This is a genomic window from Citrobacter sp. Awk 2, assembly GCF_028069815.1.
In the GTDB taxonomy this organism is placed as follows: domain Bacteria; phylum Pseudomonadota; class Gammaproteobacteria; order Enterobacterales; family Enterobacteriaceae; genus Citrobacter.
Window position 1 is genome coordinate 35,461 of sequence record NZ_JANEWL010000022.1, and the last position, 16,542, is coordinate 52,002.

21 protein-coding genes are annotated in these 16,542 nt (G+C 52.4%); 10 read left to right on the forward strand and 11 right to left on the reverse strand.

The annotated features are described in order from the left end of the window. Positions 1-4: 4 nt before the first annotated feature. The 7 genes from flgH to flgB are packed head-to-tail and all read right to left on the reverse strand — an operon-like array spanning position 5 to position 5,108. On the reverse strand, positions 5-703 hold the full coding sequence (flgH, locus tag NNO02_RS08390) for a flagellar basal body L-ring protein FlgH (RefSeq protein ID WP_003836756.1): 699 nt from the start codon (positions 701-703) through the stop codon (positions 5-7). Positions 704-760: 57 nt separating this feature from the next. Continuing rightward, positions 761-1,543 carry a flagellar basal-body rod protein FlgG gene (gene flgG, locus NNO02_RS08395; RefSeq protein WP_005129045.1) on the reverse strand — a complete coding sequence of 261 codons (783 nt, stop codon included), beginning with the start codon at positions 1,541-1,543 and terminating at the stop codon, positions 761-763. A 13-nt stretch (positions 1,544-1,556) separates the two neighbouring features. Continuing rightward, a complete protein-coding gene (locus tag NNO02_RS08400) occupies positions 1,557-2,312 on the reverse strand; it encodes a flagellar basal body rod protein FlgF (RefSeq protein ID WP_045441661.1) in 756 nt (251 codons plus the stop codon). Positions 2,313-2,332: 20 nt separating this feature from the next. Further along, positions 2,333-3,547, reverse strand: a complete 1,215-nt coding sequence (gene flgE / locus NNO02_RS08405) for a flagellar hook protein FlgE (protein WP_271454563.1) — start codon at positions 3,545-3,547, stop codon at positions 2,333-2,335. A 26-nt stretch (positions 3,548-3,573) separates the two neighbouring features. Next, the gene (gene flgD, locus NNO02_RS08410; protein ID WP_271441729.1) at positions 3,574-4,272 is read right to left on the reverse strand and encodes a flagellar hook assembly protein FlgD; all 699 of its coding nucleotides are present in this window, start codon (positions 4,270-4,272) and stop codon (positions 3,574-3,576) included. Between the two features lie 11 nt (positions 4,273-4,283). Continuing rightward, positions 4,284-4,688 carry a flagellar basal body rod protein FlgC gene (flgC, locus tag NNO02_RS08415; protein ID WP_045441655.1) on the reverse strand — a complete coding sequence of 135 codons (405 nt, stop codon included), beginning with the start codon at positions 4,686-4,688 and terminating at the stop codon, positions 4,284-4,286. A 3-nt stretch (positions 4,689-4,691) separates the two neighbouring features. After that, positions 4,692-5,108: a flagellar basal body rod protein FlgB gene (gene flgB, locus NNO02_RS08420; protein WP_003036189.1), complete on the reverse strand. Its 417-nt coding sequence runs from the start codon at positions 5,106-5,108 to the stop codon at positions 4,692-4,694. Between the two features lie 157 nt (positions 5,109-5,265). Between flgB and flgA the strand changes: the two genes are divergently transcribed. The 3 genes from flgA to flgN all read left to right on the forward strand — a co-directional run bounded on the left by flgA (position 5,266) and on the right by flgN (position 6,738). Further along, on the forward strand, positions 5,266-5,925 hold the full coding sequence (flgA, locus tag NNO02_RS08425; protein WP_271441728.1) for a flagellar basal body P-ring formation chaperone FlgA: 660 nt from the start codon (positions 5,266-5,268) through the stop codon (positions 5,923-5,925). A 93-nt stretch (positions 5,926-6,018) separates the two neighbouring features. After that, positions 6,019-6,312 carry a flagellar biosynthesis anti-sigma factor FlgM gene (flgM, locus tag NNO02_RS08430; protein WP_005129057.1) on the forward strand — a complete coding sequence of 98 codons (294 nt, stop codon included), beginning with the start codon at positions 6,019-6,021 and terminating at the stop codon, positions 6,310-6,312. A 3-nt stretch (positions 6,313-6,315) separates the two neighbouring features. After that, positions 6,316-6,738: a flagella biosynthesis chaperone FlgN gene (gene flgN / locus NNO02_RS08435; protein ID WP_271441727.1), complete on the forward strand. Its 423-nt coding sequence runs from the start codon at positions 6,316-6,318 to the stop codon at positions 6,736-6,738. Positions 6,739-6,826: 88 nt separating this feature from the next. Here flgN and murJ read toward each other — a convergent pair whose 3' ends face one another. The 4 genes from murJ to rimJ form a co-directional block, all read right to left on the reverse strand. Continuing rightward, positions 6,827-8,362, reverse strand: a complete 1,536-nt coding sequence (gene murJ / locus NNO02_RS08440; protein WP_271441726.1) for a murein biosynthesis integral membrane protein MurJ — start codon at positions 8,360-8,362, stop codon at positions 6,827-6,829. 221 nt (positions 8,363-8,583) lie between these two features. Further along, the gene (locus NNO02_RS08445; RefSeq protein WP_271454564.1) at positions 8,584-9,507 is read right to left on the reverse strand and encodes a Gfo/Idh/MocA family protein; all 924 of its coding nucleotides are present in this window, start codon (positions 9,505-9,507) and stop codon (positions 8,584-8,586) included. Position 9,508: 1 nt separating this feature from the next. Further along, positions 9,509-10,156 carry a YceH family protein gene (locus NNO02_RS08450; RefSeq protein WP_048211222.1) on the reverse strand — a complete coding sequence of 216 codons (648 nt, stop codon included), beginning with the start codon at positions 10,154-10,156 and terminating at the stop codon, positions 9,509-9,511. 35 nt (positions 10,157-10,191) lie between these two features. Then, entirely contained in the window at positions 10,192-10,776 is a 585-nt protein-coding gene (rimJ, locus tag NNO02_RS08455; RefSeq protein WP_271454565.1) for a ribosomal protein S5-alanine N-acetyltransferase, read from the reverse strand. A gap of 260 nt (positions 10,777-11,036) precedes the next feature. Here rimJ and mdtH point away from each other — a divergent pair, with 260 nt between their 5' ends. From mdtH to NNO02_RS08490, 7 genes are all read left to right on the forward strand, one after another. Continuing rightward, positions 11,037-12,245 carry a multidrug efflux MFS transporter MdtH gene (mdtH, locus tag NNO02_RS08460; protein ID WP_137383040.1) on the forward strand — a complete coding sequence of 403 codons (1,209 nt, stop codon included), beginning with the start codon at positions 11,037-11,039 and terminating at the stop codon, positions 12,243-12,245. A gap of 116 nt (positions 12,246-12,361) precedes the next feature. Then, positions 12,362-12,922: a lipoprotein gene (locus NNO02_RS08465; RefSeq protein ID WP_061068127.1), complete on the forward strand. Its 561-nt coding sequence runs from the start codon at positions 12,362-12,364 to the stop codon at positions 12,920-12,922. Between the two features lie 105 nt (positions 12,923-13,027). Further along, a complete protein-coding gene (gene pyrC / locus NNO02_RS08470; protein WP_271454566.1) occupies positions 13,028-14,074 on the forward strand; it encodes a dihydroorotase in 1,047 nt (348 codons plus the stop codon). A 74-nt stretch (positions 14,075-14,148) separates the two neighbouring features. Next, positions 14,149-14,394 (forward strand): DNA damage-inducible protein I, encoded by a 246-nt coding sequence (gene dinI / locus NNO02_RS08475; protein WP_202038314.1) that lies wholly within the window; start codon positions 14,149-14,151, stop codon positions 14,392-14,394. A 339-nt stretch (positions 14,395-14,733) separates the two neighbouring features. Beyond that, positions 14,734-14,988 carry a biofilm formation regulator BssS gene (bssS, locus tag NNO02_RS08480; RefSeq protein WP_003036154.1) on the forward strand — a complete coding sequence of 85 codons (255 nt, stop codon included), beginning with the start codon at positions 14,734-14,736 and terminating at the stop codon, positions 14,986-14,988. Between the two features lie 246 nt (positions 14,989-15,234). After that, complete coding sequence (gene solA, locus NNO02_RS08485; protein ID WP_271454567.1) at positions 15,235-16,353, forward strand: N-methyl-L-tryptophan oxidase; 1,119 nt, start codon at positions 15,235-15,237, stop codon at positions 16,351-16,353. A gap of 52 nt (positions 16,354-16,405) precedes the next feature. After that, a complete protein-coding gene (locus tag NNO02_RS08490) occupies positions 16,406-16,519 on the forward strand; it encodes a YceO family protein (RefSeq protein WP_003846814.1) in 114 nt (37 codons plus the stop codon). Positions 16,520-16,542: the final 23 nt, after the last annotated feature.

The window sequence follows — 16,542 nt, forward strand, 5'->3', positions numbered from 1 at the left end:
TCGCTTACATCGGCGATAAATTAAGGAAGAAACGCTGCAACCAGCCCATATTCTGCGCTTCATTGATATAGCCGTTACCGACATATTCAATACGCGCATCCGCAACCTGCGTTGACGGTACAGAGTTGCTGCCGCTAATGGTGCGCGGGTTAACAACTCCAGAGAAGCGAATGAATTCAGTGCCCTGGTTAATGGCGATCTGTTTTTCACCCACGACATGTAAATTGCCATTCACCAGTACCTGATCAACCGTCACGGTCAACGTACCACTGAAGGTGTTTCTGGCGTTCGCGCCGCCTTTACCGTTAAACGAGTTGCCGCCAGAAGCCTCTACGTCGGCACGCTCGTTGCCAAACAGCCCCTGCAGGTAACGGGGTACCGTGTCAAAACCAAAGTTAGTTTTGCCATCACGACTGGCATTCGCCGAGGAGCTTTTGCTCGCACTGACGTTTTCCTGCAATACGATAGTCAGTGTATCGCCAATATTGCGCGGACGGCGGTCTTCAAATAACGGCTGGTAGCCATAATTAATCGGCTGCGCAGACTGAAATATTGATCCATTCGCCACCGGCGTCGGGCCTGGAACGGGCTGGGCAGTCGTCGCGCCCTGCACGAGCGGAGTGGCCGGTATCCAGGCACATCCTGTCAGTGAAACCACCAGCAGGGCCAAAATCGGGTATGGGTGAAGCGCGTATTTTCGCATTGCCTTCATCTTCAAAATCAGTGCGCCGGTGAGGCTTTCACCCCACCGGACGTCACTTTAGAGTTGCGTCAGTTTCTGCAGCATCTGATCGGTGGTCGATACCGCTTTACTGTTGATTTCATAAGCACGTTGAACCTGGATCATGTTGACCAGTTCTTCCGCCACGTTGACGTTAGAGGTTTCCACATAGCCCTGGTACAACAGGCCCGCGCCGTTCAACCCTGGCGTGCTTTCGTTCGGTGCACCGGACGATTGCGTTTCGGTGTACAAATTCTCACCAATGCTTTCCAGACCGGTGTCATTCATGAAGGTCGTCAGGTTGAGCTGCCCCACCTGAACAGGCGCAGCCTGGCCCTGCTGAGTCACACTGACAATACCGTCTCGTCCGATGGTGATACTCAGCGAGTTAGCCGGGATAGTGATTGCAGGCTGTACCTGAAAACCACCCGCCGTGACCAACTGACCGTTCTGATCCACCTGGAAAGAGCCATCACGTGTATAAGCTGACGTCCCATCCGGTAACATGACCTGGAAAAAACCCTGGCCTTTAATCGCCACATCTTTACTGTTATTGGTCTGTGACAGATTACCCTGGCTGTGCAAACGTTCGGTCGCAACCGGACGCACACCAGTACCAATCTGCAAACCAGACGGCAGCGTTGTCTGTTCAGAAGACTGAGCTCCCGGTTGACGAATTGTCTGGTACAGCAGATCTTCAAACACCGCACGCTGGCGTTTAAAACCATTCGTACTGACGTTTGCCAGGTTGTTGGCAATCACATCCATGTTGGTTTGCTGCGCGTCCAGGCCGGTTTTGGCGATCCATAATGAATTGATCATAAAATGTCCTGTATTAACTCATCGACAGCAGTTGGTTGGCTCGGCCCGCGTTATCATCCACGCTACTGATAATCTTCATCTGCATTTCGAAGCGGCGAGCGCTGGCAATCATATCGCTCATCGCCGCAACGGGTTTGACGTTACTGCCTTCCAGTACGCCCGACATCACGCGGATGCTGGGGTCGGCTTGCAGTGTCGGCCCGCGGGTAGCCTGCGCTGCCGCATTCAGACGGAACATACCGTCATCACCACGTTGCACTTCACTTCCCGTCGCTTTAACCAGCTTCAGACGTCCTACTGGCGCCACCGTATTTGCGGGATCGCCTGGGTTGAGCGCCGAAATCGTTCCGTCAGCGGCGATAGTCACTTCCGACCCTTCCGGTACCGCTATCGGCCCAGCTTCGCCGATCACCGGATGTCCCTGAATAGTCAGCTCACCGGTTGGACTCACCTGAATAGCGCCATTGCGGGTGTATCCTTCGCTGCCATCCGCGGTCTGCACAGCTAACCAGCCATCCTGCTGCAAGGCCACATCCAGCGGACGGGAGGTATAATCCATCTGGCCTGGCGTCATATCGGCCCCAGGCGTGGAAGCAACTACCAGCGTACGCGTCGGTAGTGAAAGCCCTTCTACGGGAACCGCACGCAGCGCGTTGAGCTGAGCACGAAAACCCGGTGTGGAGGCATTTGCCAGGTTGCTGGCCGTCACCGCTTGTTGATTCAACGTCTGACTGGCCGCGCCCATGGCGGTATATATTGCGTGATCCATTAAGCCATCCCGTCAGGCGCTTAGCGCAGGTTGACCAGTGTGTTAAGGATCTGATCCTGGGTTTTGATGGTCTGCGCATTCGACTGATAGTTACGCTGAGCGACGATCATATTCACCAGTTCTTTACTCAAATCCACGTTAGAGGCTTCCAACGCACCGTTGGTCAGCTTGCCGAAGTTACCCGTACCCGCGGTACCCAGCAGCGCCACACCGGAGGCCTGAGTTGCCGCCCAGACGTTATCGCCCTGAGACGCCAGACCTTCGTTGTTGGCAAAGTTTGCCAGCACGATCTGTCCCAGAACCTGTTTCTGTTCGTTGGAGTAGTTACCAACTACGGTACCGTCATTGTTAATCTGATAGCTCACCAGATCGCCTGGTTTATACCCGTCCTGATTAGTGGCAACAATGTTGTTTGCGCCGGTGTTCTGCTGCATGGAGTTCTGGAAACTCATTGCGAAGGTGACCGCGGGGGCGCCATTGAGCGCGGCGGTAGTGATATCGAATGTACCGCCGCCGATTAACGCCCCATTGGCATCAAATTCCAGCGTGGACGTCGGTGCGGTTGGCACAGCAGCCTTAGGATCGCTGCTATCAATGGTGTAGACAGCCCATTTGTTATCAGCCTGCTTTACAAAATAGGCGTTAACTTCGTGGGCATTACCCAGGCTGTCATAAACGGTGACAGGACCTTTTTTGTTATAGCTGTCAGCATCTTTCGGATCGAACTTTGTCGTTGCCGGAATTATTTTATCCGATGAGTTCAGGTTGATCTGCATTGAGGCCTTGCTGGTTGCCTGTGCCGCCATCAATGTATTGGGGATCGTGATCGGCCCTGGGTTCGCACCCTGCTGAACGGTCGGCGGCGTACCGGTTGCCGGATAGCCCGTCAGTTTCAGTCCCTGCATGTTTACGATGTTGCGGTTTTCATCGAGTTTGAACTGACCGTTACGGCTGAAGAAAACGGAACCATTGCTGTCAACCATACGGAAAAAACCGTTCTGGCTGATAGCCACATCCAGCCCACGTCCAGTGTTGGTGGTGGTTCCATCGGTAAAGTCCTGGGTAATACCCGCAACTTTAACGCCCAGACCCACTTTAGAACCGGCGAACATATCGGCAAAGGATGCCGTACCGGATTTAAAACCGTAGGTGGCGGAGTTGGCGATGTTGTTACCAATGACATCGAGGTTGGTCGCTGCAGCGTTCAGACCGCTGACCGCTTGTGAAAAGGCCATGACTTACTCCTGATAAGTGTGAAGGCTTAGATTATCTGCCGTACTTCGTCGAGGGTGGTGGTTCCATAGGTGCCCAGATCCAGCGTGTTACCGCCGTTACTGCGGATAACACCCTGCACCAGCGCAAACTGTAGAGGCTGCGCCACAAGCTGCGTTCCGCCATTACTGGCCGCAATCGAGACGTTATACGAACCGCTCGGTGCATCCGTGCCGTCCGTCATCGTGCCGTCCCAGGTAAAGGTATGCACACCCGCTTTCAACCCGCCAATATCGATGGTGCGTACCACCTTGCCGTCTTTATCGGTAATGGTTGCGGTAACCTTATCTGCCGGTTGCTGCAGCTCAACGCCAAACGGTGTCGTGGTCGTCGTTGCCCCTTCTTCCGCACCCTTACCGGTCAGAATGGTGGTTCCCGGGATCATGACGCCATGGCCAATCAGAGTACTGGCCTGCAACGACTGGCTGCTATCGATCTGTCCGGAGATCGATCCCAGCGTGGTATTCAATTTTTCAATGCCGCTTACGGTACTGATTTGCGCTAACTGGGTAGTCAACTCATTGTTTTGCAGCGGGTTGGTCGGGTCCTGGTTTTTTAACTGCGCAACCAGAAGCGTCAAAAAGCTGCTTTGCAGATCAGCCGCGTTGCTCCCTGTCAGCGAACTGTTGCCAGTGGCAGCATTAACACCCGACGTACTCGGGTCATTCATTTTTACAGCAACGGACATGTGCGCCTCCTTTACTGGCCCAGCGTCAGCGTTTTAAGCATCAAGCTTTTCACGGTATTGAGCACTTCAACGTTTGCCTGATAGCTGCGTGAAGCAGACATGGTGTTAACCATCTCGCCAACCACGTCGACATTCGGCATTTTTACGTAGCCATTCGCATCCGCCAGCGGATTGCCCGGTTCATAAACCAGCTTGTCCGGCGCCTGACTTTCAATGACGTCAGCAACTTTCACGCCACCGGTTGCTGCGCCTGGTGCTGCATCAACCTGAAAAACAACCTGCTTTGCGCGATACGGCTGACCATCAGGTCCGGTCACGCTATCGGCGTTCGCCATGTTGCTGGCAGCCACGTTCAGACGCTGAGACTGAGCCGTCAGCGCAGAACCTGCGATATCAAAAATATTGAGCAACGCCACGGGTTAGTTCCCTCCTTGCAGCACGTTCATCATGCCCTTGATTTGCCCACCTAACGCGGTAAGCCCCATCTGGTACTTCAGGCTGTTATCCGCAAACTGCGTACGCTCCCTGTCCATATCCACCGTGTTGCCATCCAGAGACGGCTGGTCAGGAATGCGATAGAGCAACTCCGTAGAAGGAGCCGAGACAGTCTGGGCAGGAATGTGTTGTGCAGAGGTCAGCGTCAACGAAACACCGCCTGTTTCTTCCCGCCCTCGCACCATGACTTTTTTTAATTCACTGGCGAAATCCAGGTCGCGCGCCTGATACCCCGGCGTGTCGGCATTGGCAATGTTGGCCGCTAATATTTCCTGGCGTTGGGCGCGCAAATTCAGCGCTTCCTGTTGAAAACGTAAGGCGGCATCGAGCTTATCGAGCATATCTCCTCCGCAAATGACAAAATTCAGCCGACAGCTTAAATCCCATCACGCGCGCGTTATCGCCGGAATAAACGCAAAATGCGTCGCTATTTGTTGCGTTGATGACTGCGTCACACAGGTAGAATCCTGCCACTACCTGAAAAAGCGCGAGGTTTTGATGCAAACGTTTAAACGTGGAATAGTCGTGGCAGCACTGCTGTTCAGCCCTATGACGCTGGCACAAGACCTGAATTCGCAGTTAACCGCGTGGTTTTCCCAGCGCCTGGCCGGGTTTAGCGATGAGGTGGTCGTCACTGTCCGTACGCCGCCAAACTTGCAGCCCAGCTGCGATCAGCCTGCGCTGAGCGTGTCCGGCAGTGCGAAACTGTGGGGGAATGTGAACGTGCTGGCCCGCTGCGCCAATGAAAAACGCTATCTGCAGGTCACTGTGCAAGCCACCGGCAACTATGTTGTCGCAGCGACCCCTGTTGCCCGCGGAAGCGCACTGAACGCGGCCAGCGTAACGCTAAAACGTGGTCGTCTGGATCAACTGCCGCCACGCGCCGTACTGGACATTAACCAGGTTCAGGATGCCGTGAGCCTGCGCGACCTGGTTCCCGGTCAGCCAATCCAGCTCACAATGTTGCGCCAGGCGTGGCGGATAAAAGCGGGTCAACGCGTGATGGTTATCGCCAACGGAGACGGCTTTCGGGTCAATGCCGAAGGTAAAGCGCTCAACAATGCAGCCGTCGCGCAAAACGCCCGAGTGCGGATGATTTCTGGTCAGGTGGTGAGTGGAATCGTCGATTCTGATGGGAATATTCTTATTAACCTATAATAGGTTAAAGATTTTTTAGCGAGTGCCGATAGATAATCAACCAATGATTAAAGCGGGCCGCTATAGCGTAACCCCTCGATGAGGATAGAAAAAATGAGTATTGATCGTACCTCACCATTGAAGCCAGTAAGCACTGTCCAGCCACGCGAAACCAGCGACTCGCCGGTACAAAAAGCGCGGAAGGAAAAAACAGCGACGACAAACAGCACCAGCGTAATGCTGAGTGACGCTCAGGCCAAATTGATGCAGCCCGGCACCAATGACATCAATATGGAACGTGTCGAAGCGCTGAAAACCGCGATCCGCAACGGCGAGCTGAAAATGGATACCGGAAAAATTGCCGACTCGCTGATCCGCGAGGCACAGAGCTACCTACAGAGTAAATAAAGTATGACTCGTTTGTCAGAAATACTTGATCAGATGACGACCGTCCTCAATGACCTAAAAACGGTGATGGATGCTGAGCAGCATCAGCTCTCTGCAGGGCAGATCAACGGTAGCCAGCTACAGCGAATTACAGAAGAAAAAAGTTCTTTGCTGGCCACCCTCGATTATCTGGAACAGCAGCGCCGCCTGGAGAATGACGCCACGCGTAGCGCCAACGATGAGATTGCCGAGCGCTGGCAGACAATCACGAAGAAGACACAGCATTTGCGCGATCTCAACCAGCACAATGGTTGGCTGCTGGAAGGGCAAATCGAACGCAATCAACAGGCAATTCAAGTACTGAAACCGCACCAGGAGCCGACGCTGTATGGTGCGAACGGCCACACATCTGCGGCACATCGCGGCGGGAAAAAATTCTCTATTTGATCATTGCCTGATGGCATTGTGCCTATCAGGCAACGCTATTCTGTTGGCCGGATGCGGCGTGGTACCGCCATCCGGCATAGGATGTCCATTACGCCGTCCGGCGAACGAACTCTTTCACTTTAAAGCCCAGCGCCGCAAGAGCGGCGAAGTAGGCCACGATTCCCACGACCACCACCGCCAGCAAACGCATCACACGCCACACCATTGTCCCTTGTGACCAGTCCGGCATCATGTAAAGCATCCCTACCAGCGCAGCAGACATCACCAGCACTGAAATCACCAGACGCGTCAGGAACCAGGCCCATCCTGCCTGTGGGGTGAATATTTTCTGTTTGCGCAGTTGCCAGTAGAGCAGTGAAGCATTCAGACACGCCGCCAAACCGATCGACAACGACAGTCCGGCATGCTTCAACGGCCCGATAAACGCCAGGTTCATCACCTGGGTCAGAATCAGCGTCACAATGGCAATTTTTACCGGCGTTTTAATATCCTGACGCGAGTAAAAACCAGGCGCCAATACTTTCACGATGATAATGCCAATCAGACCGACCGAATACGCCACCAGCGCACGCTGGGTCATCGCCGCATCAAACGCGGTAAATTTTCCATACTGGAACAGCGACACCGTCAGCGGTTTCGCCAGGATACCCAACGCCACGGCACTGGGTAACGCCAGCAGAAAACACAGGCGCAGCCCCCAGTCCATCAGGCGACAATACTCATCATGATTACCGCTGGAAAAACTTTTGGACAGTGACGGCAGCAGGATTGTCCCCAGCGCCACCCCCAAAACACCGGAGGGAAACTCCATCAGACGGTCAGCATAGTACATCCATGACACTGAGCCGGAGGCCAGAAACGAGGCGAAAATCGTGTTAATAATCATTGAAACCTGGCTGACGGAAACCCCAAGGATCGCCGGCCCCATTTGCTTAACGACGCGCATCGCACCTTCATCACGAAAGTTGACTCGCGGCAGTACCAGCATGCCAATTTTCTTCAAATGCGGAAGCTGATAAACCAGTTGCAGCACACCGCCCACGGTGACAGCCCACGCCAGCGCCAGCACCGGCGGATGGAAATAAGGCGCGGCAAACAGCGCGAAACCAATCATGCTGATATTCAGAAACGTCGGCGCAAACGCGGGAATGGAGAAGCGATTCCATGTGTTAAGGATTGCACCTGCCAGTGAGGCCAGCGAAATCAGCAGAATATAAGGAAAAGTTATCCGCAGCAGTTGGGTAGTCAGTGTGAACTTATCTGCAGTATCAGCAAACCCTGGCGCGGTGACCATGATCACCCACGGCGCAGCAAGCATCCCGGCCACCGTGACGACGGCCAGCGCCAGCGTCAATAGACCAGAAACATAGGCGACAAACACGCGGGTGGCGTCTTCGCCCTGCTTACTTTTGTATTCGGCAAGAATCGGTACAAACGCCTGGGAGAACGCACCCTCAGCAAAAATACGGCGCAGCAGGTTAGGAAGTTTGAATGCCACAAAAAAGGCGTCGGTCGCCATCCCTGCGCCAAAGATTCTGGCGACAATCGCGTCACGCGCAAAACCCAGCACACGTGAGAACATCGTCATCGAGCTGACGGCTGCCAGCGATTTTAATAAATTCATCTATGTTGTATTCCAGACTCTGAGGCAGAACCCCGCATAGCCAGTCCATTGGCCGGAGAAGGCGTTGAGTCCTCATCCGGCAATGTCGCAGAGCCTGATGCCGACGCTAAAGCGTCTTATCAGGCCGACAAACTGGTCTATAGCTTGAAAAGAGGTGTTTTTTGAGTGGGCATATAGTACCTGGATTACCGTGAATTACTACCGCCAGATGTTACAGGGGGTTATTCCTCCATCGCCTCCCGCCACAGTTTTTCAACCACACGCTGCGCCAGAATCGCCTGCTCGCCCGCCGTCTCAGGAACCGTCTGATTTTGTACGCAGGCTATAAAATGACGAGCGCAGCCGGCAAACCCACGTTGTTCTAACGTCGTTTGCCATCCTGCAATGGGCTTATGTACCACACCCTGCCCGCGTTCCTCGCGCCATTCCCGCATATCCGTCACATCAATCAAGCCCCCCTCCGTCACGGCCTGGATACACTCGCGCTGGCTACCAGCGCGGCGGTGCATACTGGTGGTTATCTGTAGCTGGTCGGCAGAAAAATGATGTTCAGCATACAGCATCTCACCGGTGTCATTTGTTAACAGCGTGCCGCCATTAAGTTGAACCTGTCCTCCCGCCAGCCACAGCGCGGTGTCTACCACGTGCAGATAATCATCCAGCAGCGTAAAACGCAGATCGTGCGGCCCGACGCTATCCGTACGGTGCTTGTCCATACGAACAGACGCCGCATTGCCCAACTGCATCTTTAGATCCTGGTACAGCGGCGCAAAGCGACGATTAAACCCAACCATTAGCGTCAGTTTTTTCCGCGCCGCCAGCTCCACCAGTTGTTCAGCTTCGCGCAGATTTTCTGCCAGCGGCTTGTCCACGCAAACGTGAACACCGGCATTCAGCAACTCACTCACTACAGCGTAGTGGGTGGCGGTACTGGAATGAACGAAAACGGCATCGCAGGTTGCCGCTAAATTCTGTACGGAATCAACGTATGGCATTCGCCAGGTTTCACAAATACGCAGTGCCTTTTCCCGCGAGGGCGACCATGCACCCTGCAGCGTCCAGTCCGCAGATGCGCCCAACACAGGCAACCATGCCTTTTGCGCGATGCCCCCTAACCCGACCACGCCAATACGCAATTTTCCCACGTCAGTCTCCCAGGTGTGCCAATAATGAATCGAGCCGCTGTTTCAATTCTGCCACTTCGGTTTCCAGCGCTTCAACGCGCGCCTGCAAATCTCCAGACGCCGCCTGCGGTTCATCTGCCGCAGCGAGTGACTCATCAACCTCGCCACAAAACAGGTGCATATAACGACTTTCTCGTTTTCCAGGTTCACGCGCCAGGCGGACCACATAAGGGCCATCTTCCCGGGTAGCCAGTTTCTCCAGCGTTGACTCCACTTCCGCCATATCGCTGAACTCATACATTCGGGATGCGCGGCTACGCAATTCACCCGGTGTTTGAGCGCCACGGAGTAACAGCGTGGTGATCAATGCCACTTCACCCGCGCTAAGCTTAAGATTGCCAAACTCTGAATTACAGAACCGCTGTTCGTATTTGGTCACGCGATTACCAAAGCCGCTCACCGTCCGCAGAAAATGCCTTTTTACCAGGTTATCAAGCTGGTCCTGCACGTCGGCTTCCGACAGATTCATCACCGGTTCACGGTTGGTTTTTTGATTACACGCGGTCACCACACCATTCACGGAAAGGGGATATTGTTCCGGTGTAGTAACCTGTTTTTCTAATAAGCAGCCAATCACACGGGCTTCAGTGGCGGTTAATTCGTATTTCATCGTCTTCTCCATTATTCAGGCCGCGCGCCTGAAACTTAGCGACCGGGGGTCCATTCTGATGTTGTCAACGCCGTCAGCACATGATCGCGCCACTGCCCATCAATCAGCAGATAGTCTTTTGCATACCCTTCTTTCTCAAAGCCGAGTCGCGCCAGCAAATCGCCGCTACGCTTATTGTGTGGCATGTAGTTCGCCATAATGCGGTGAATATGTTGCGTCCGCTGCACATAACGAATCGCGGCGGTCAGGGCTTCGTACATCAGCCCCTGCCCTTGCCACTTCTGCGCAATGGAATAACCGAGATAACAGGCGTGGAAAGATCCGCGCACCACGTTCGAGAAGTTCGCAACGCCGATAATTTCTTTTTCGTCGGGATCGAGCAGCGCGAAATACCAGGCTGTACCTTGTTTATGGAATTCAGAGATCATGCTCAGACGCGCCTGCCAGCCAGTGGGGTAGCAGTGGCTTTCATCGCGAATAGGTTCCCAGGGCTTTAAGAAATGACGATTCTCTGCGTAATAATCTGCCAGACGCCAGGCATCACGCTCATGCACCAAACGCACGACCAGGCGGTCCGTGGTTAAGCGCACTTTTGGCACGTTACTGCGATAGCCAAACATTCTATACCTACTCCTTCCCGTAACGTCTTCAATACGCAATTCGCATTACTATACCTGTGCAAATACACCCTGTGAAAAGAGCAAAATGCCATTTTTTGAATTATTCACACATTTTGATGAAAACTCTCTATCAAGACGGACTTTTGATAAAAAAATATTGTCCCGCCAAGGGTGGGAAAAGCGCAAACGACACCGCAGAATAGAAGGTGCTTATCTTTTAAACTCTCCACCGAGTGACGAGTTTTTTCCCTGGAGGGGAAATGTCGCAAGTCTCGCAGGCAAGGAACCTGGGTAAATATTTCCTGCTCATCGATAATATGCTGGTCGTGCTGGGTTTCTTTGTCGTTTTCCCACTGATCTCTATCCGTTTCGTCGACCAAATGGGCTGGGCCGCCGTGATGGTCGGTATCGCACTTGGATTGCGCCAATTTATTCAGCAAGGTCTGGGGATTTTTGGCGGCGCAATTGCTGACCGCTTTGGTGCCAAACCCATGATTGTGACCGGCATGCTGATGCGTGCCGCCGGGTTCGCCACGATGGGGATTGCGCACGAACCCTGGCTATTGTGGTTTTCCTGTTTCCTCTCCGGCTTAGGCGGTACATTATTCGACCCGCCCCGTTCGGCACTGGTGGTCAAACTGATCCGCCCGGAAAAGCGCGGGCGCTTTTTCTCCATCCTGATGATGCAGGACAGTGCCGGTGCCGTTGTTGGCGCATTACTCGGCAGTTGGCTGTTACAGTACGATTTCCGTCTGGTCTGCGCTACGGGTGCGATTTTGTTCGTTTTGTGCGCTGCGTTTAACGCCTGGCTGCTTCCGGCATGGAAGCTGTCCACCGTGAAAATTCCCGTGCGCGAAGGCATGAGCCATGTGATGCATGACAAACGATTTGTCACCTATGTCCTGACGCTGGCGGGGTATTACATGTTGGCGGTACAGGTTATGTTGATGCTGCCAATTATGGTTAATGACATTGCCGGTTCGCCGGCCGCCGTGAAATGGATGTATGCCATCGAGGCGTGTCTCTCTTTAACACTACTCTACCCTATCGCCCGCTGGAGCGAGAAACGTTTTCGTCTTGAGCATCGACTGATGGCGGGCCTGCTGATCATGTCTCTTAGCATGATGCCTATCGGTCTGGTCGGAAATTTACAGCAGCTTTTCACCCTGATTTGCACCTTCTATATCGGTTCTATCATTGCGGAACCGGCACGCGAGACGCTGAGCGCGTCGTTGGCAAATGCGCGCGCACGGGGCAGCTACATGGGCTTTAGCCGCCTCGGGTTAGCCATCGGCGGTGCCATCGGTTATATCGGTGGCGGCTGGCTGTTTGACATGGGTAAAGCATTGTCACAGCCAGAGCTCCCGTGGATGATGCTCGGCATTATCGGCTTTATCACCTTCCTCGCGCTGGGCTGGCAGTTTAGCCATAAACGCCCGTCACGCGGCATGCTGGAACCTGATGCCTGATAGCTGACCAGACGTCCCGGACTCAATTTCAGTTTTTTCTGCTGGTGTCCGGGTCGCTGGTGCTTGATGCTGCTTTGTGTCACGATTACGCCACAAGCATCATGTTGAGGAACCCCATGAAAAAGATTTTTTTTGCTGCTGCACTGATTGTCAGCGGCCTGTTGGTTGGTTGTAATCAACTCACACAATACACGGTTAGCGAGCAAGAGATTAATCAGGCACTGGCTAAGCATAACGACTTCTCGAAAGATATTGGTCTGCCTGGCGTCGCTGAAGCCCACATCGTACTGACCAATCTCGCCAGCCAGATTGGTCGCGAAGAGCCGAATAAAGTGACGCTGACAGGCGATGCCAATCTGGATATGAATTCCCTTTTTGGTAGCCAGAAAGCGACCATGAAATTGAAGTTAAAAGCATTGCCAGTCTTCAATAAAGAAAAAGGCGCGATTTATCTACAAGAAATGGAAGTGGTCGATGCGACCGTCACACCAGAGAAAATGCAATCAGTGCTGCAAACGCTGATGCCCTACTTAAATCAGTCGCTGCGCAATTACTTTAACCAGCAACCGGCCTATATTCTGCGTGAAGACAGCAGCAAAGGCGAAGCGCTGGCGAAAAAACTGGCGAAAGGGATTGAGGTTAAACCGGGCGAAATCATTATCCCGTTTACCGATTAATCAACATCAGGGCGCGAATGCGCCCTTTTTTTTCGTGCAAACGAAAACGTTTCCGCTTATCCTTTGTTTCCGGCAAAAAAGACTATCCTCAGCCGGAGCATATTGATGACTGCACCATCCCAGGTTTTAAAGATCCGCCGCCCAGACGACTGGCACCTTCACCTTCGCGATGGCGACATGTTGAAAACTGTCGTGCCTTATACCAGTGAAACTTATGGTCGCGCGATTGTTATGCCAAACCTCGCTCCGCCGGTCACTACCGTTGACGCGGCCATTGCGTACCGCCAGCGCATTCTGGACGCTGTACCCGCCGGACATAACTTTACGCCATTAATGACCTGCTACTTAACGGACACGCTTGATCCTAATGAACTTGAGCGTGGATTCAACGAAGGTGTCTTCACCGCCGCTAAACTGTATCCCGCCAATGCAACAACCAACTCTACACACGGTGTAACCTCAGTCGATGCCATTATGCCGGTACTGGAGCGCATGGAAAAATTGGGGATGCCACTGTTGGTGCATGGTGAAGTAACGCATGCTGATATCGATATTTTCGATCGCGAAGCACGTTTTATCGAAACGGTGATGGACCCCTTACGTCAGCGTTTAACCGCGCTAAAAGTGGTGTTTGAACATATCACGACCAAAGATGCCGCCGAGTACGTTCGCGAGGGCAACGAGCTTCTTGCAGCAACCATCACGCCTCAGCATTTAATGTTTAACCGCAACCATATGCTGGTCGGCGGAATTCGTCCGCATCTGTACTGTCTGCCGATACTCAAACGTAATGTTCACCAGCAGGCGCTGCGCGAACTGGTTGCCAGCGGATTCAGTCGTGCATTCCTTGGCACCGACTCCGCACCGCATGCGCGTCATCGTAAGGAGTCCAGTTGCGGCTGTGCGGGCTGCTTTAATGCGCCGACCGCGCTGGGCAGCTATGCCACTGTGTTCGAAGAGATGAACGCTCTGGACCATTTCGAAGCCTTCTGCTCACTCAATGGCCCACAGTTCTATGGTTTGCCGGTGAATGAGACCTTCATTGAACTGGAGAAAATTGAACATCAGGTCCCGGAGAGCATCGCACTGGAAAATGACACGCTGGTACCATTCCTTGGCGGTGAAACCGTACGCTGGTCAGTAAAACGCTAAAAAAGTGTAGCCCACTGTTGTCAACTGGCGCAGTTAACTGTATAAATAACCAGTATATCCAACAGGGGGCTATTATGCGTATTGAAGTCACTATTGCCAAAACTTCACCTTTACCAGCCGGTGCTATCGACGCGCTGGCAGGTGAACTCTCCCGCCGTATTCATCATCATTTTCCGGATAACGAAGGTAACGTTACCGTTCGTTATGCCGGGGCCAACAATCTGTCGGTTATTGGCGCATCAAAAGAGGACAAAGAACGCATCAGCGAAATCCTGCAGGAAACCTGGGAAAGCGCGGATGACTGGTTCATCAACGAATAAAAAATGATATGCAGTGATGTTTGTTTGCCGGGTCGCCCCGGCTTTTTTATAGGTGCTTCCTTTAAACCAATCTTGCATTTACTACGCTGGCAGATAATTTATATTAAACACTTTGATTATCTTTTAATCAAATCACCAAAATAATTGCACAACATGCTAAAAAAAAATGAATAACATGTTGTTTTATTAGTCAGATAACACTGAAAACAAAAAATTTATGCGCCGCCCTCTTTAAATTTTCAATGAATACCCTTATTTATTGATATACTGAAGTTGCTTCAGAAAAAAACGCATTGAACCTCGAAAACCGTTGTCTAGTAACACGAATTAGGGGGCATGATGGAAAAGAATAATGAAGTCATTCAGACTCATCCGCTTGTAGGGTGGGACATCAGCACTGTTGATAGCTACGATGCGCTGATGCTGCGTTTGCACTACCAGACCCCGAATCGTCCGGACCCGGATGGGACTGAAGTCGGTCAAACGCTCTGGTTAACCACTGATGTTGCCAGGCAATTTATTTCGATATTAGAAGCCGGAATCGCCAAAATTGAATCTGGCGATTACCAGGTAAATGAGTATCAGCGACATTAAACCTGATACATCACACCATCAAAAGGCACCTTCGCGGTGCCTTTCTTATTTGCAGGTTGAATATTCCGGTTCAGTTATTTACCCTGCTATACCTGTCATACTTCAAGTTGCATGTGCGTTGGCTTTACTCGGCCTTTGGCCTCGCCCCTTTGGGGCCAGCGTAAGCGCTGTTCAAAACCGCCAGGGCGTTTTGTCCTGCAACTCGAATTATTTAACGTATGCTATCGCGATTGCAGAGAGAAGCGGATGAAATACGACTTAATCATTATTGGCAGCGGTTCCGTGGGTGCCGCAGCCGGATACTACGCCACTCGCGCTGGTCTCAACGTTTTGATGATCGATGCGCATATGCCACCGCATCAACAGGGCAGCCATCACGGCGATACACGATTAATTCGTCATGCGTATGGCGAAGGTGAAAAATACGTTCCACTGGTGCTACGTGCGCAAACATTGTGGGATGAACTTTCCGCACAAAATGAAGAGCCTGTTTTTGTTCGCTCTGGCGTTATCAACCTGGGCCCAGCAGATTCAACCTTCTTAGCGACCGTGGCGCAAAGTGCCAAACAGTGGCAGCTCAATGTCGAACAGCTGGATGCAGCAGCCATCATGGCTCGCTGGCCAGAAATTCGCGTGCCTGAAAACTATATCGGCCTGTTTGAAGCTGAATCCGGTTTTTTACGTAGTGAGTTAGCCATTAAAACCTGGATTCGCCTGGCTGAAGAGGCGGGTTGTGCACAGCTGTTTAAATGCCCCGTCACGGCGATTCATCACCACGATGATGGCGTAACGGTTGCAACAGCCGATGGTGACTACCACGCGAATAAAGTCGTCGTCAGCGCCGGTACCTGGGTCAAAGCATTGCTGCCGGAACTGCCGATACAACCGGTGCGTAAAGTATTCGCATGGTATCAGGCTGACGGGCGCTACAGTGTCAAAAACAAATTCCCGGCATTTACCGGTGAACTGCCTAATGGCGATCAATACTATGGTTTTCCGGCTGAAAATGACGAGTTAAAAATTGGCAGGCATAACGGCGGACAGGTCATTCATTCACCTGAAGAACGTAAACCGTTTGCCGCTGTCGCCAGCGATGGTTCTGAGGCTTTCCCATTCCTGCGCGCTATTTTGCCAGGCATTGGCTGTTGTCTGCATGGCGCATCCTGTACTTACGATAACTCGCCAGATGAAGACTTCATTATCGATACGTTGCCAGACCATGACAACACGCTGGTGATTACCGGACTCAGCGGACACGGTTTTAAGTTTGCTTCCGTACTGGGCGAAATTGCGACTGATTTTGCCCAAGGTAAACCGTCAGCCTTTGACCTGACGCCATTCAGGCTGTCCCGTTTTAAGCGATAATTGATCAATGGCCTCGTTGGTGAGGCCATTTTTAATGACAGGAATAACATTGATGCGCCGCATCTTTCACTATCTGGTTAATAATATTCGCGAGCATTTCATGCTCTACATTATTTTATGGTCGCTGCTGGCGATTATGGACGTCATATATATTATGTTCTTCTAATCGATATGCGCTGACATTAATTG